The organism is Lysobacter sp. M15 (genome assembly GCF_022662515.1).
In the GTDB taxonomy this organism is placed as follows: domain Bacteria; phylum Pseudomonadota; class Gammaproteobacteria; order Xanthomonadales; family Xanthomonadaceae; genus JAKPBU01.
Window position 1 is genome coordinate 350,763 of sequence record NZ_JAKPBV010000014.1, and the last position, 14,988, is coordinate 365,750.

13 protein-coding genes are annotated in these 14,988 nt (G+C 61.7%); 9 read left to right on the plus strand and 4 right to left on the minus strand.

The annotated features are described in order from the left end of the window. The first annotated feature begins 81 nt into the window (after positions 1–81). Positions 82–696, plus strand: coding sequence for a hypothetical protein (locus MC380_RS15720; RefSeq protein WP_242165824.1), 615 nt, complete (start codon positions 82–84; stop codon positions 694–696). Positions 697–873: 177 nt separating this feature from the next. Here MC380_RS15720 and MC380_RS15725 read toward each other — a convergent pair whose 3' ends face one another. From MC380_RS15725 to MC380_RS15735, 3 genes are all read right to left on the minus strand, one after another. Beyond that, entirely contained in the window at positions 874–3,156 is a 2,283-nt protein-coding gene (locus tag MC380_RS15725) for an FG-GAP-like repeat-containing protein (RefSeq protein ID WP_242165826.1), read from the minus strand. A gap of 164 nt (positions 3,157–3,320) precedes the next feature. Next, entirely contained in the window at positions 3,321–3,968 is a 648-nt protein-coding gene (locus MC380_RS15730; RefSeq protein WP_242102712.1) for a CoA transferase subunit B, read from the minus strand. Beyond that, on the minus strand, positions 3,968–4,693 hold the full coding sequence (locus MC380_RS15735) for a CoA transferase subunit A (RefSeq protein WP_242165828.1): 726 nt from the start codon (positions 4,691–4,693) through the stop codon (positions 3,968–3,970). Before MC380_RS15735 ends, MC380_RS15730 begins: the two co-directional genes overlap by 1 nt. 182 nt (positions 4,694–4,875) lie before the next feature. On the opposite strand from MC380_RS15735, the gene MC380_RS15740 reads away from it, so the two are divergent. The 8 genes from MC380_RS15740 (at position 4,876) to MC380_RS15775 (ending at position 12,649) form a co-directional block, all read left to right on the plus strand. Further along, a complete protein-coding gene (locus MC380_RS15740) occupies positions 4,876–5,622 on the plus strand; it encodes an electron transfer flavoprotein subunit beta/FixA family protein (RefSeq protein ID WP_242165830.1) in 747 nt (248 codons plus the stop codon). Beyond that, entirely contained in the window at positions 5,622–6,560 is a 939-nt protein-coding gene (locus tag MC380_RS15745) for an electron transfer flavoprotein subunit alpha/FixB family protein (RefSeq protein ID WP_242102709.1), read from the plus strand. Before MC380_RS15740 ends, MC380_RS15745 begins: the two co-directional genes overlap by 1 nt. A 26-nt stretch (positions 6,561–6,586) precedes the next feature. Further along, positions 6,587–7,723 (plus strand): glycosyltransferase, encoded by a 1,137-nt coding sequence (locus tag MC380_RS15750; protein WP_242165832.1) that lies wholly within the window; start codon positions 6,587–6,589, stop codon positions 7,721–7,723. A gap of 42 nt (positions 7,724–7,765) precedes the next feature. Further along, positions 7,766–8,563 carry a class I SAM-dependent methyltransferase gene (locus MC380_RS15755; protein WP_242165835.1) on the plus strand — a complete coding sequence of 266 codons (798 nt, stop codon included), beginning with the start codon at positions 7,766–7,768 and terminating at the stop codon, positions 8,561–8,563. Beyond that, positions 8,560–9,516, plus strand: coding sequence for a lysylphosphatidylglycerol synthase domain-containing protein (locus tag MC380_RS15760; protein WP_242165836.1), 957 nt, complete (start codon positions 8,560–8,562; stop codon positions 9,514–9,516). The genes MC380_RS15755 and MC380_RS15760 overlap by 4 nt, the downstream gene beginning before the upstream one ends. Before the next feature lie 75 nt (positions 9,517–9,591). Continuing rightward, entirely contained in the window at positions 9,592–10,536 is a 945-nt protein-coding gene (locus MC380_RS15765) for a glycosyltransferase family 2 protein (RefSeq protein WP_242102705.1), read from the plus strand. Positions 10,537–10,538: 2 nt separating this feature from the next. Next, positions 10,539–12,017 carry a glycosyltransferase family 39 protein gene (locus MC380_RS15770; protein WP_242165954.1) on the plus strand — a complete coding sequence of 493 codons (1,479 nt, stop codon included), beginning with the start codon at positions 10,539–10,541 and terminating at the stop codon, positions 12,015–12,017. Beyond that, on the plus strand, positions 12,014–12,649 hold the full coding sequence (locus MC380_RS15775) for a hypothetical protein (RefSeq protein WP_242102704.1): 636 nt from the start codon (positions 12,014–12,016) through the stop codon (positions 12,647–12,649). The genes MC380_RS15770 and MC380_RS15775 overlap by 4 nt, the downstream gene beginning before the upstream one ends. A gap of 13 nt (positions 12,650–12,662) precedes the next feature. On the opposite strand, the gene MC380_RS15780 is transcribed toward MC380_RS15775, so the two are convergent. Then, positions 12,663–14,966, minus strand: coding sequence for a glycosyltransferase family 2 protein (locus MC380_RS15780; RefSeq protein WP_242165838.1), 2,304 nt, complete (start codon positions 14,964–14,966; stop codon positions 12,663–12,665). Positions 14,967–14,988 lie beyond the last annotated feature (22 nt).

Sequence of the window (14,988 nt, forward strand, 5' to 3'; positions counted from 1 at the left end):
CCTGACGCAGGTGTGGGAACGGCGGTCATCCGCCGTTCCCGTATGTGATTCCCGCCATTGCCATCGAGGTTGCTTGAAACGATGAAACCCACGCCCATCGCGATCGGCTCGGCCGCGCTGATCGTTGCCGCAGCGGTGCTTGTCTACGGCCAGTACCGGCAGCAGACGGCTTTGAACCTGCTTTCCGCCCGGCTGGAAAAACTCGAGACCCAACACCGTCGCCCCGAAATGCGTTCTAGGGCAGATGCGGGCTTCGGCGCGGCACCCGCCACCTCTCGCGCGCCTGGTCCAGGAGCGTCGTTCTCCGCGAACATTCCGGGCGAGGAGCGCAGAAACGAGAGCCCCGCCGCGCGGGCGCGGGAGATCGCTACATCGAAGACCACGCTGGACACCAGCTTCGCTTCCGAGCCCATCAACGCAGCCTGGGCGGGCAAGACGATTCACACCGTGGAGGAGGCCATCGTCGAGGTGGCGGCCGAAGGGGCTCCTACGCCGGAAGGTGCGCGAGTGGATTGCAGAAGCAAGACATGCCGCATCCAGCTCAATCTCGCCGACGGTGCCGAATCGGACAAATTCGTAATGCCGCTGCTCACAAAATTCGCCAAGACTCTACCCGTCACACAAATGCTCGAAGTGCCCTCAGCCGATGGCAAGCGCTTCGAAGTGTACATATACGCATCCGCTGCGGACCTGTAATCCAAGAGTTGGAAATAGCGCCTCTTGAAGGCCGAGCCCGCATTCGAATCCATCGGCGCACCGCCTTGAAAGCGATATCGCCTGTGGTTTAAAGACATCGGCAAGCAGCTCAACATAGCGCTCATTGCGCACCGGCCCTCATCGGGACGGCACGCAGAACGCGTTGCCGTGCCACGATCAAGGCACGATTGTCCAGTTCAAATCTGGAACCGAGGGTAGGACCGAAGGGTTGCTCGCGGAATACCAGATCGCATTCGCACCGGACTGCTCATTTCGCCAGACGATGTCCGCTTTCGCGTCGCCGTTGAAATCCCCCACGGCCGCAACCAGCCAGCCAGCGGCTGTCACGCTCTGTACCGACTGGAGAGTGGCGTTGTTACCGGATTTCCAGATTGTGTTCGCCCCTGTCGTCTCATTGCGCCAGAGGATGTCGGCACGGCCATCACCGTTGAAATCGCCTACTCCAGCCACCTGCCAACTCAGATTCGTGACACTGGCCACGCTCTGCAGATTGCTGCTGTTCCCCGACTTCCAGATCGTATTCGCTCCGGTCGTGCCGTTGCGCCACAGAATGTCAGCACGTCCGTCACCATTGAAATCTCCAACGCCAACTATTCGCCAACTGAGATTGGTGACGGTGGTAACGGACTGCGGACTCGTTGACTGCGCGGACCGCCATATGACGCTCGCTCCGGTCGCCGGATTGTTCCACAGGATGTCAGCCCTGCCATCGGCGTTGAAATCGGCGGCCATAGCGACCTGCCATTGGGTATTCGTCACGCTGGTGACGGATTGCTGGGTGGTATTGTTTGCGGCCTTCCATATTGTGTTGGTGCCGGTCGTGGTGTTGCGCCACAGGATGTCGTCGCGTCCGTTGCCATCGAAGTCGGCGGCGGCGGCGACGCGCCATTGCAGATTGGTGACGGCAGCGATCCACTGCAGGGTGGCGCTGTTCGCCGACCTCCAGATACTGTCGGCGCCTGTTGCCTGGTTTCGCCAGAGCAGATCGGCGCTTCCGTCACCATTGAAGTCGCCGCTGAGATAGTTGAACGGGCTCATCGTGATGGGAACCACGGCACCGCGGAAACCGGACACAACTGGCATCGTCTGGGCCAAGCTGCGCGCATTGTCGTCGTTCGCTGTCCCACAAGCACGATTTCCGCACGGCACCGTGATGCGCGGGTTGGAAAACACGCGGTAATCTTGTTGGCCCTCGTCCCCGTACGCCATCACGGTGAAAAAGTTTCCTGTTCCGGACTTGTAGCCGAACGAATAGGGGAATGCGCCGTAATCGTCTGGGTCGTCGAGGACGCCGTCGTCGCCCATCGCAGACGCTCGATCGTGAGCTGAACCCATGTTGTGGGCTAGCTCGTGCGCGAACGATTCCGGTCGGCAGTAATAAGTCTGTCCATCCTGCTCGTTGCGATCCTGCCCATCGCTCACGACCGAATAGCCGAAATAGTCCAGTCCTTCCCCAAGTGCAATGCCTGATTTTCCACCCCCGATCAACCATGCGATTCCGCAACCGTCCTGGTCCGGGTCCCGGAACTGACGCAGCAAGACGACCAGGTCGGCGCCATACTGCTCGCGCGCCGCACGCAAGGAGTTGAATGCGGCATTCGGCGCCGTGTATTGCTGGCTGCTGACGTCGTACCCGGTCAGCTGCTCAAGCGTGCTGTCGTTCGTGCTTGAGTCGGTGTAATTGACCTGCATCGCATGCACCAACCTGACCCGAGCATTGACCTGGCTGTTGGCGTAGGCCTCATTGGTGACTGCCACCAGGCTATTGATTAGGGTCTGCGCCGCTGACGCACCCCCGGTCCTCGATGCAATACCACCCGTATAACCTACCAGCACATCGATGGTAGTTGGGGCAGCCGCGGCCGCGGCCGAAGCGACAGATAGCTGTGCACTAGCGGCTTTGACCCGTGCGCTGGAAAGCAGCTGTCTAGGAATAGACAGGTGATCGGGTTTGCTTGGATTGGCGCCTTCGCTGGCGAGACCAACCAGCTTGTCAGGGTCGGTTTCGACTATCCACGCCGCACCGTCGCGCGAGGTCAGGCGGAGCGACCGCTTCCCCGCTTGACCGATAGTTCCAAATACCGCCTTGGAACCAAACGTGAGGATCGTTTGTGCGGCCTTGTCGCCTGCCAGGTGACCAACCCAACTCCAGTCGCCGGAGGAATGCTCCACGTGGTGGTCGTACTTGATATCCAGCACGTCACCCGAAGGTGTAACCATCCGCAAGCTGCGACTGGAAATCGCGCGCAAGGCATGTTCCTCGCTCACCCCCGCCCGATGCCAGGTATAGGCGCCATCCTGCCGCGCGATTGTGCCGGCTGGGTAGGAAATCAATTGCCCGCGATCCGGCAGGCGCGCTAGTTCTCCGTATTGGCCAGCTCGTGTTCCGCGAGGGTCGAACCCGGCAACATGCAGCTCAGTTCCCGTTGCGGCTGCCACGGCTGTGTTCTTGGTCGCCGGGCCCTCGGGGCTTGCTCCCGAGCAAGCAGCCAGTGCCACCAAGGCCAGAAATAGGAGATGTCTCATCGTCTTCGCTGTCCAATCAGTGTCGCGGCTATCCTGCGCTGCCCGCACGCGCAATTCAATTGCCCGGTTGAACGCAGTCAGATCACAGCCGAAGGACCATCCTGAATGGGACACCCGGTTTGCGCCTCCAGATCGCTGCGATCGACTCCGGGCGCCAGTTCCACCAGCCTGAGTCCGTCCTCCGCGACGTCCAGCACCGCGAGGTCGGTGATGATCCGGTCAACGACCCCCAGACCCGTGAGCGGCAACGTGCATTCGCGCAGGATCTTGTGGCTCCCGTCCTTGGCCACGTGCTCCATCAGCACGACCACGCGCTTTACCCCGGCGACCAGATCCATCGCCCCGCCCATGCCCTTGACCATCTTCCCCGGGACCATCCAGTTGGCCAGATCCCCCTTGTCGGTGACCTGCATGGCACCCAGAATGGCCAGGTCGATGTGTCCCCCGCGGATCATGGCGAAGGAGTCATGGCTGCCGAAGTAGCTCGCGCCTGGACGCGCAGTCACGGTCTGCTTGCCGGCGTTGATCAGGTCGGCGTCGACCTCGCCCTCGGTCGGGAACGGGCCGATGCCCAGCAGGCCGTTCTCGGACTGCAGCCACACATCCACCCCCTCCGGGATGAAATTCGCCACCAGGGTCGGCAGGCCGATACCGAGGTTGACGTAGGCGCCGTCGGTCAGTTCCTGCGCGGCGCGCCGGGCCATCTGGTCGCGGGTCCAGGCCATCACTCGTCTCCCTGTCGTAGGGTGCGCTGCTCGATCCGTTTCTCGGGGGTGGGATTCACGACGATGCGATCCACATAGATGCCCGGCAGGTGGATCTGGTCGGGATCGAGCTCGCCCACCTCCACCAGTTGTTCCACTTCCGCGATGCAGACCTTGCCGGCCATGGCGCAGGCCGGATTGAAGTTGCGTGCGGTTTTGCGGAACACGAGGTTCCCGGCCTTGTCGGCCTTCCAGGCCTTGATCAACGACACGTCGGCTTTGAGCGCAGTCTCCAGGACATAGTGCTTGCCGTCGAATTCGCGGGTCTCCTTGCCCTCCGCCACCACCGTGCCATAGCCGGTGGCGGTGAAAAAGGCCGGGATACCGGCGCCGCCGGCGCGCAGGCGCTCGGCCAGCGTCCCTTGCGGATTGAACTCCAATTCCAGCTCGCCACCCAGGTATTGGCGCTCGAACTCCTTGTTCTCGCCAACGTAGGAGGAAATCATCTTCCTGATCTGACGTGTTTCCAGTAACTGGCCCAGGCCAAATCCGTCGACTCCGGCATTATTGGAGATCACGGTCAGTTCCCTAGCCCCGGAATCGCGAAGGGCCCCAATCAGAGCTTCGGGTATACCGCACAGGCCGAATCCCCCAACCGCCAGCGTCTGTCCATCGGCCACCAACCCCTGCAGCGCCTGTGCGGCGCTATCGACCTGTTTGCTCTTGTGGCCATCACCGTCGGCCATGGATTCGTCTCCCTGGTGGATTGCGGCAGTTTATCGCGGCATGCGTGCGCGACCCTCGTCCATTGGTACCACGGCGCCAAGGCATGCGGTCGCGTCCTGCAGGCCAGGCCGGTAGAATCGGCGGTCTTCCGCGGCGCCTGCCCTCCCCCGCTGCTGCCCAGTCCCATAGGAACTCCCGCACGATGAAGATCCTCGTCGGCTACAAGCGCGTGGTGGACTACAACGTCCGCATCCAGGTCAAGCCGGACGGCTCCGGCGTGGTCACCGACGGCGTCAAGCTGTCAGCCAACCCCTTCGACGAAATCGCCCTCGAGGAGGCCCTGCGCCTGCGTGACAGGGGCATCGCCACCGAGGTCGTGGTCGTCACCATCGCCCCGGCCGACGCCCAGGCCCACCTGCGCAACGGCCTGGCCATGGGTGCCAACCGCGCCATCCACGTGGTGTCCGACCAGCCGATCCAGCCGCTGACCGCGGCCCGTACCCTGCTCAAGCTGATCGAGAAGGAGCAGCCGGACCTGGTCATCCTGGGCAAACAGGCCATCGACGACGACGCCAACCAGACCGGGCAAATGCTGGCCACGTTGTGGGGCCGCCCCCAGGCGACGTTCGCCAGCAAGCTGGAGGTAGCAGACGGCAAGGCGACCGTGACCCGCGAGGTGGACGCCGGGCTGGAGACGCTGGAGGTCGACCTGCCGGCGGTGATCACCACCGACCTGCGGCTGAACGAGCCGCGCTTCATCAAGCTGCCGGACATCATGAAGGCCAAGAGCAAGCCGCTCGAAACCCTTGCCTTCGCCGATCTCGGCGTCGATACCGGCGACACGCTCAAGACCACCCATTACGCCCCGCCGCCCAGGCGCAGCAAGGGCGTCATGGTCAAGGACGCGGCCGAGCTGGTCGCCGCACTGAAGTCGAAGGGGTTGCTGTGATGGCCAAGGTTCTCATCGTCGCCGAACACCTGGCCGGCAAGCTCAATCCTTCCACCGCCAAGTGCGTCTCCGCCGCCCAGGCGTTGCAGCCCGAGTCGATCGACATCCTCGTGCTGGCCGCAGATCCGGACGCGGTCGCCGGCGAAGCCGCTCAGATCGGTGGCGTCGCCAGGGTGCTGACCGTGGCCAATGCCGCCAATGCAAATCCGATCGCCCAGGTGCTGGCGCCCCAGGTGGCGGCACTGGCGAACGGCTACAGCCACGTCTTCGGCCCGTCCACCACCTTTGGCAAAGACCTCATGCCTTGCGTCGCCGCCTTGCTCGGCGTGGCCCAGGTATCGGACGTCATGACCGTGGAGGGCAGCCATGCCTTCAAACGACCGATCTACGCCGGCAATGCCATCGTGACGGTCGAGGCGCCCGCCGATCACACGGTCGTCGCCACCGTGCGCACGGCTTCGTGGCCGGAAGCCTCCAAGGGCGGCAACGCCACTGTCGAAGCCGCGTCGGTCGAACCTGCCTTGCCGACTCACACCCGCTTCGTGGGTCTCGCCGCAGGCAAGTCCGACCGCCCCGACCTGCAAAGCGCCAGACGCGTGGTGTCCGGCGGCCGCGGCGTCGGCTCGGCGGAGAATTTCAAGATCATCTACGACTTCGCCGACAAGCTTGGCGCTGCGGTTGGCGCCTCGCGCGCCGCGGTCGATGCCGGTTACGTGCCAAACGAATTGCAGGTGGGCCAGACCGGCAAGATCATCGCTCCGGAACTCTACGTCGCCATCGGCATCAGCGGCGCAATCCAGCATCTGACCGGCATCAAGGACGCCGGCACCATCGTCGCGATCAATAAGGACGCCGAGGCTCCGATCTTTGAGATCGCCGACATCGGCCTTGTCGGTGACCTGTTCAAGCTCTTGCCCGACCTCGAAGCGGCGCTTTGACCGGATTCAATCCTGGTGCTCCAGCAATGCGCGTCGTCCTGTGGGGGACATGTGACCTGAGCAAACCGCGTGTGCGCATTCTGCGTGACGGATTGCGCGCAAACGGGGTCGAACTCATCGAATGCCACGTCGATCTTTGGAGCGGAGTGCGCGATAAGAGCCAAATCACGGGCGCACGGCCTTGGCTACGACTGCTGGCACGAATTCTGTTCGCCTATCCGCGTCTGCTGTGGCGCTATCTACTGCTCCCGGCGCATGATTGGGTGTTGCTGGGTTATCCGGCCGTAAGCGACGTCTTCGCGATCCGCATGTTCGCGTGGCTTCGCGGAGCGCGGGTGGCCATGGACTGGTTCCTTTCCGCCTACGACACCGTGGTGCTGGATCGGCGCATTGTCGCCCCGGGCCACCCGCTGGCTCGCTCGTTGCGCACGATCGAGTGGCTGGCGGTGCGCACTGCTGACCGGGCTTTCATGGACACCCGGGCAAACGCTGCGAGGATGGAACAGTTGTTCTCGCTACGGCCGGGGACCTGCGGCTGGGTCTGGGTGGGTGTCGAGGATGAGGTGTTCCGCACCGATCCCGACCTTGGCGCGCCGCAGCTCGCAGGAACTGCCCCTATAGTGCTGTTCTACGGTCAGTTCATCCCGCTGCACGGCATTCCCGTCATCATCGAGGCCGCCCGGCTCCTGCGCGACGAGCCGATTGACTGGCTTTTGATTGGCACCGGTCAGGAGGCCCCCCGGGTCCGCGCGCTGATCGATCGTGAACCGCTACCGCATTTGCGCTGGATCGAATGGGCCGACTATCCGGAACTGCTCCGGCATATCGCCAAAGCCGACCTGTGCCTGGGTATTTTCGGCACCTCTGACAAAGCCGCCAGCGTGATCCCCAACAAGGTCTTCCAGACCTTGGCGATGTCGAAACCGCTGGTAACGCGGGATTCTGCAGCGATCCGCGAGCTGATTGCGGCACCTTCAGACCTCATCCAGTTGGTGCCGGCCGGGGACGCAGCTGCGCTGGCCGAAGCGGTGATGCACTTTTGTCGGCATCATCGCGCGCACCCGCAAGAGCGACTGGCCAAAGACGCACTTCCGCGTTTCGACCAAGCCGCGATCGGCCGCCAGTTGCTCGCTATTCTGTACCCTGCTTCCGTCGCTACCTAGCCCGGATCGCAGCATCCGCCCAAGATCCTGGAGCCCGCAGGCATGAAGAACTATGGAAGCATAGGCCCCGCAGCGCCGGACGCCGGCTGGGTGCCCGCACCGCGCTATCTGTTGCGCCGCGCACGCGTGCTCAAGCACGTTCGTCGCCTTCCGCCCACGGATGCCCTGGAGATCGGTTGTGGTGCCGGCGCGCTACTGCATGAACTCGATGCGCTCGGGTTCCGTTGCACCGCACTGGAAATGTCTCCGGAAGCGCGCGAACTGGCCAACGCATTGGCACATGGCGCAGGCCGTGACATCCAGATCCTGGAAACGCCCAGTGCCGATTGGGACGAACATTTTCCCCTGCTGATGGCGTTTGAAGTACTGGAGCATATCGAGCACGACCTGGAAGCGTTGCAGACCTGGCGCAAATGGATGCCAAACGGCGGCATCTTGTTGCTTTCCGTGCCTGCGCACATGGCGAAATGGAATCCATCCGACGTGTGGGCGGGACACTTTCGTAGATACGAGCGAGCACCGTTGATCGAACTTCTGAGCAGCGCCGGATTCGAGACCCTGACCGTTGAGTGCTACGGCTTTCCACTCGCCAACATCGCCGAGAAGGTGCGCGCGGCGCAGTACGCGCCCGAGGTCGATCCAGGCATCGATGAGACCCCTGAGGGAAAGCACGCCAACTCGAGCCGGAGCGGCATCGATCGCCGCCATATGATGAAATGGTTTCCGCTGTTCAAAAGCCCCCTCGGGAAGCTGGCCATTCGTGGCGCAGAGTTCGCGCAGCGGCCTTTCCTGTCGGCCGATATCGGCAATGGCTACCTCGTGGTCGCCAAAGCCGTATGAAAAAGACAGCGCGGCTATTGGGCCTGCTCGTCGCCATCGCCGCCGGTTATTATTACATTCGGCAGGCCGCCACCACATGGAACGGCGTGGATCTGGAGGTCCTGCTCTCCGCCAAATCCATCGCGCTGACCTTTGCGGCGCTGGTGCTATATCTGGCGCAGATTCCGATCACGGCCATGATCTGGCGCTGGATCCTGGCGGACATGGATGTCCGGATGTCCCCGCGGTCGGCGTACGCGGTGATCGCCTCCACGCAGTTCGCGAAGTATCTGCCCGGCAACGTCGCACAGCACATCGGCCGGGTCGCGGTCGCGCGCAGCTTCGGCGGCGGCGTGCCGACACTGACGCTGTCGCTGATCTACGAGAACGTGATCGCGCTGTTGGCCGCAATCCATATCACCATGGTGTTTCTTGCATCGCGGTCCTCGTCCGGTCTGGAGCGATGGCTGCCGATGAGATCGATTTCGCTGGTGGTGATTGCTGCCAGTGCCGCTGCGGTGCTGGCCTTTTTGCTGCTGCCCCGTCTGGCGGAATATTTACAGCGCAAGCGCATGCCCGACGCAGGCGATGGCAATGAATTCAATCTTTCACTCGGGAGGCTGCTGCTAGCGTATGGCGTGTTTATCGCCAGCTTCCTCTCGCTGGGCCTTGCGTTCACACTACTGGTGCACGCTGTCGCACCGGCTAATGGTTTTTCGTTCCTTCCGTTATGCGGCGCATTCGCCGCCGCCTGGGTGGTCGGCTTGCTCGTTCCGGGTGCGCCCGCCGGGCTCGGCGTGCGCGAAGGAATTCTTGTCGTGCTGTTGAGCGGCATCGTCACCGGCGCCGCGGGCGTCACTGTGATCGCACTGCTGCGCGTGGTAACGACACTGGGGGATCTTCTGCATTTCGTGCTGGGAACATGGCTGCTGCGCGGCACCGCAGCCACTCCACCGCAGGCAAGGGAAGCCTGACAAGCATCCCTTTCTCGCTCGCTTAGCGCATGCTCTAATGCCAGCTGCGCCTGCCAAACGATGGATCATCGCAGCATGAAGTTGATCATCCAGATTCCCTGCCTCAATGAGTCGGAAACCCTGGCGATCACGCTAGACACCCTTCCGCGAGAAGTCGACGGTTTCAACGCAGTCGAGTGGCTGGTGATCGACGACGGTTCGACTGACAATACCGCACAACTCGCTAAGGAACTCGGTGTCGACCACGTAATCCGGCATCCCGTCAACCGTGGTTTGGCCACCGCCTTCATGTCCGGCCTCGACGCCTGTCTGAGCCTGGGGGCCGATGTCATTGTCAATACCGACGCAGATAACCAGTACGAGTCAGCCGATATCCCCCGTCTTGTGGCGCCGATCATCGAGGGCAAGGCCGACATGGTGATCGGCGCGCGTCCAATCGACGATACCGAGCATTTCTCATGGCTGAAGAAGAAGCTGCAGCGGCTCGGCAGTTGGGCTGTACGCATTGCCAGCAAGACCGACGTCGCCGACGCTCCCAGTGGTTTTCGCGCGATCTCACGGGATGCTGCTCTGCGCATCAATGTGTTCAACGTTTACACGTACACTTTGGAAACCATCATCCAGGCCGGACAGAGCAATCTGCGCGTGGTGTCGGTCCCTGTCCGCACCAACGCTGACCTGCGTCCTTCCCGGCTTGTCAAAAGCATCCCCAGCTATGTCAAGCGCTCCCTGCTGACGATTGTCCGCGTGTTCATCACCTATCGCCCGTTGGCTCTGTTTTTCTATGCCGGAACCATAATTACCCTCACGGGCATAGTGCTGGGTTTGCGCTTTCTCTATTTCTACCTCCACGGCGACGGCGGGGGGCATGTGCAATCCGTGGTCTTCTCCTCTCTGTTCATCATGATCGGCGGGTTGCTCTACATGATGGGTCTCATCGGCGATCTGATCGCGACGAACCGGAAGCTCCTGGAACGGATCATCGTGCACCTCAGAAAACTCAACCCGCCGGAGCGATAGTGATGCTGTCACCCCGATTCACGGCGGTTGCCGCGCTCGTGGCATTCCTTTTCTTCGCCAAGTTCACCGCATACGCGTGGTTTATAACGCCGCTGTGGGATATTCCGGACGAATCCGGCCATTATTCCTACGCGAATGACGTTTCCAGAGGAGAGCTTCCGATCCTCGGTGAGACGCGCGTTGATGAGGAGGTTGCCCACTCCTGGATCAGCCCCGGGGCCCAACCCGGGCGCAACTGGATTGCGCAGCATCCGCCGCTCTTCTATGTATTGGATGCCCCCGCGATCCTCGCCGCAAAAGCCGCCGGTGTCGATTTCGAGGGGCGAGTACGTGCAGCCCGCATTCCATCCGCGCTCTTCGGTGCGCTGACCATACTAGGGCTGATTCTCTTCCTGGCACGCGCAACCGGTCACGCGACGCTGGGCCTGGCTGGAGGCGTCTTGCTTGCCGCGACCCCGATGTTTACGCATCTGAGCACCGGAGTCAGCCATGACACGTTGGTAGCTTGCACCGCGGCCTGGGCAGCCTACTGGTGTGTACGCTGGTTGGAGTCGAGCCGTTTAAGCCACTTGTTGTACGCAAGCTTTCTGGTGGGAGCTTGCACCGTCACAAAGATTACGGCACTCGCGATGGCGGTGCCGTTGTTCTTCGCCATTGCCTGGCGACTATGGCGCTTTTACGCGCCGCAAGGTGGGTTTCTAGCCTGGTTTTCACGCGCAACATTGACCTGGTTGCTCATGTTCGTTCCGATCTGCCTGTGGATCGCGCGCAGCTTATACCTGTTTGGACAACCTTTTCCGGACGCCTCGATACTGACCGATGACGCTAGGGTTGGCATTGGCTATCTCTCATTCATGCTCAACTTCCCTGTTTGGGAGCACACCATCCTCAACTTCATCGCTTTGGTTGGCTGGAACGGCAGCGGCAGTGGAAAGTTGGCTTGGATCCAAGCGAACGGCTGGATGGCGCGTTACTTTCTCGCTCTATTTGGTTCCTCCGGCCTAGCCGTAATCGCAAGGCCATTCCTCTTGCGCTTACATGATGCGGAGTGGCGCCACGGCCTGACCGCCGCTGGAATGGTCGTAATCGCGCTTGTCTACAGCCTTGTGGCGCTCAAGAATCTGCCTGTGTGGACTTGCCTGATTCTGGTGATCGCGCTGATTTGCACATTCCTGGTCCACGTCCGGGGGTTCGTGCGCGCCGACCGCCACGAATGGCTTATCGCAACGGCTGGCCTATGCGTTCTGGTATTCGCCCTGATCTATTACCAGCATCTGTGGACCGCCTTCACCGGCGGCATGAGAGCCACTCATGGTCGCTACTTCTACCCGGTCGTTCCGTTTCTACTTCTCGTGCTGGCCTACCCATTCCGTGGCAGGATGGCGAGTCATGCGCTTCTTTATGCAGCGATGGGCGGGCTGATTGTCTCCGACATCTTCTTCCTGCACCAAGTGATACCGATGTACGGACTGCTGTCATGAATACACGTCATGCCGCCATTCTGGTCTTTGTCCTGATGGCATGCGTCATCTGGTTACCGTTTGATGCGTATACGGACGTATATGGCACCAAGCGCCACGGCGCCGTTCCTGCTGGAGAGATCGCGGCGGGGTTCCATTTGCTGCAGATAGTCGAACCCGCGGCTATCAGGATCGCGCAACCGCCGGCGCCTGCACCTTACTGCTTTGCCATTCAGTTCGCCACATATGCGCGCTCAAATGCCGGGAAGTTGCAAGTCGGATGGACGCAAGCCGGGCATCAACTGACTTGGACGATCAAAGCTTCCGACCTTGCTGATAACACTTATCGGCATTTTTGCCCGAATGTTGATTTTCGGATATACGAACCGTACGTGATTTCCATTGCTGGCATAGACGGAAAACCGGGGAACTCGCCAACGGTGTGGCTGGTTGGCGATACGCGGCTCGGGACTGCGCAGCTTCCTGATGCTTCATTGAAGACCAAAGGGCTTGCGCTGAGCGTCGCCTCGCTCACGCGTGTCGATACCGCATCGGCACTTCGAGTTGGCCATGGCGCCTTTCTGCTGGGCTGGGTCTGCACACTAGCCGCAGGCATCCTTGCCCTGCTGACGGCAATTCCGCGAGGGCGATGATCCGAATGCGTTCTCAGCAGTGACGAGGTGATTGAGCGAAATCGCAGTAACGGCTCTCCAGCGAGAGATTTGGGTTGTAAGCGGGATCCCTGAGCAGATCATCTCCCCAACGCTGCTGCATCGTTTGGATCTCACGGCTGAACCTGCGCTTCTTTTCATCGGTATCCTCCGCCCCCCTTGACGCAGATTCGTGATGATAAAGCTCCGCAAACGGCGTCCATATGTTCGCGTAACCGCGCCTCCGAATCCTTAGGCAGAAGTCAATATCGTTGAACGCCACCGCCAGAGATTCGTCGAGTCCACCTACCTGCTCAAACACCGCCCGCCTTACCACAAGGCATGCGCCGGTGACTGCGGACAGCCGTTGCGCAACGCGAACCCGTCCTCCATGGCCCGGATAATCGCGCGGACAACCCGCGTACACGTGAGCGGCCACACCGTGTATGCCGAGGATCACCCCGGCATGCTGGATGGTGTCGTTGGGGTAGTACAACATCGCCCCGACAGCGCCCACCTCATCGCGCACGGCATGGGCCACCATCTCCTCCAGCCATCCTGGCGCGATCACCTCGACGTCGTTGTTGAGCAAGCCGATTATCTCGCCGTCGCATTCGCGCACTGCCCAGTTGTTGATCTCCGAGTAGTTGAACGGTTTGTCATACCGCAGAACTCGTACCTTTTCATGGTGCGACAATGTCTGCAGGTAAGCTATGGCCTCGGGGTCGTCGGACTGGTTGTCCACGATGACAAGTTCGAACTTCGGATATCGTGTCGTTTCCAATACGCTTTCAACGCAGTTTCGCAGCAACTCCACGCGATTGCGGGTGGGGATGATCAAACTGACCTTCGGTATCGGATCGGGAAGTGGCCAGATGACGCGATAGTGGCCGTGAGACAGCGCCTCGACACGGGCCCCAGTGCCCAGTCGATCAAGTTGCGCGGCAACCGCTCTTAGGCCAGCCTCGGCCGCATAATCCTTGGCGTCCCGGCTATGCGCGGTCGAACCGGGAATAGCCCGCCAGTGGTAAAGGACTCGGGGAATGTGCCGGATTTGCAGTGGTCGCAGCCGCTCGCTGCATCGTAGGACGAGGTCATGGTCCTGACTGCCCTCATATCCGCGCCGGAACCCGCCGACCACGCGCACCAGGTCGGTGCGCAGCACAGTGAGGTGACACAGATAGTTCTGGCTACGGAGTAGATCCGGATCCCAGTCCGGCTTGAAATAAGGATCAAAGCGCCGTCCTTCGGCGTCAATTTTGTCTTCGTCCGAATAGACCAACGCAACGTCGGGGTCGGCCGTGAGCACTTGGGCCACTTCCAGCAACGCGTGCGGCCGGAGCTCATCGTCATGGTCGAGTAGCGCGACATAGCTGCCGCGCGCCATCGCCAAAGCGGTGTTGGACGCTTCTGAAATATGTCCGTTGACCGACCGTCGCTCGACCTGGATACGCGGGTCCGCGTCCGAGTATTCGCGCGCGACTGCCATGACCCTAGGGTCGGGAGAGGCGTCGTCGGCGATGCATAGCTGCCAATGCGGATAGGCTTGGCTGAGGACGCTCTCGATACAGCGTCGCAACCATGGTTCCGGCGTCTGGTAGACCGGCAACAGGATCGAAATGAGGGGTGCCGACGCACCCAGCTCCGCAGCCTGTTCCCTCAGGTGTTCCAGACGTTCGGTGGTGAGCGTGTCGTGGCGCGCGACCCACGACTCGTATTCGCTCGAGACTCCTGGCAACACTCGTTGCTTGTAGTCCCCGAACGAGCGGTCAGTTGCCCGCGACAGACCATGGCCAATCACGTCCCGGACAAAGTGGATGCCACGCGCCAATGCCACGGCTAGATTCTCCCCCGGCTGCGCTGCAAGCATCGACATCAGCGCACGCAGCCGAGACACCCGGCGTAGCGTGAAGTCCTGCATGCGGAACCGGGCCGGTCCAGGGCCAGGTCCGAACTGCAAGCTGGTAGTTTCGTACTTGAGCAGCACCAGCGAACGCAACCGACCTTCGTCGTCTGGGTCAGGCAGCGTGATCCCGCCCTCGGGTGCCGCTTCGTAAGCCGGATACAGGCAGGGTCGCGCCATGGCCCCGTCGAGGACCTGCAGTCGGCCATCCAGCCAGTACCACCCTCCCGGAAGCCTGCCGACAGGAAGCCGGAAACAAGGGCGTTCGCCGGAGGAATGCCATCCCGGCGCACCGTCGGCCGCAGCCGGCCGTAGACTGGCATCGGGGATGGGCCGTAACCAGCGCGGTCCAGCCGCGCCACCGGTTATGTACCAATCAGGCATGGCAGTGTCGATCGTGCTTGGCTTCTCGGACAACGCCTCCTCCTGTGCGAATTGA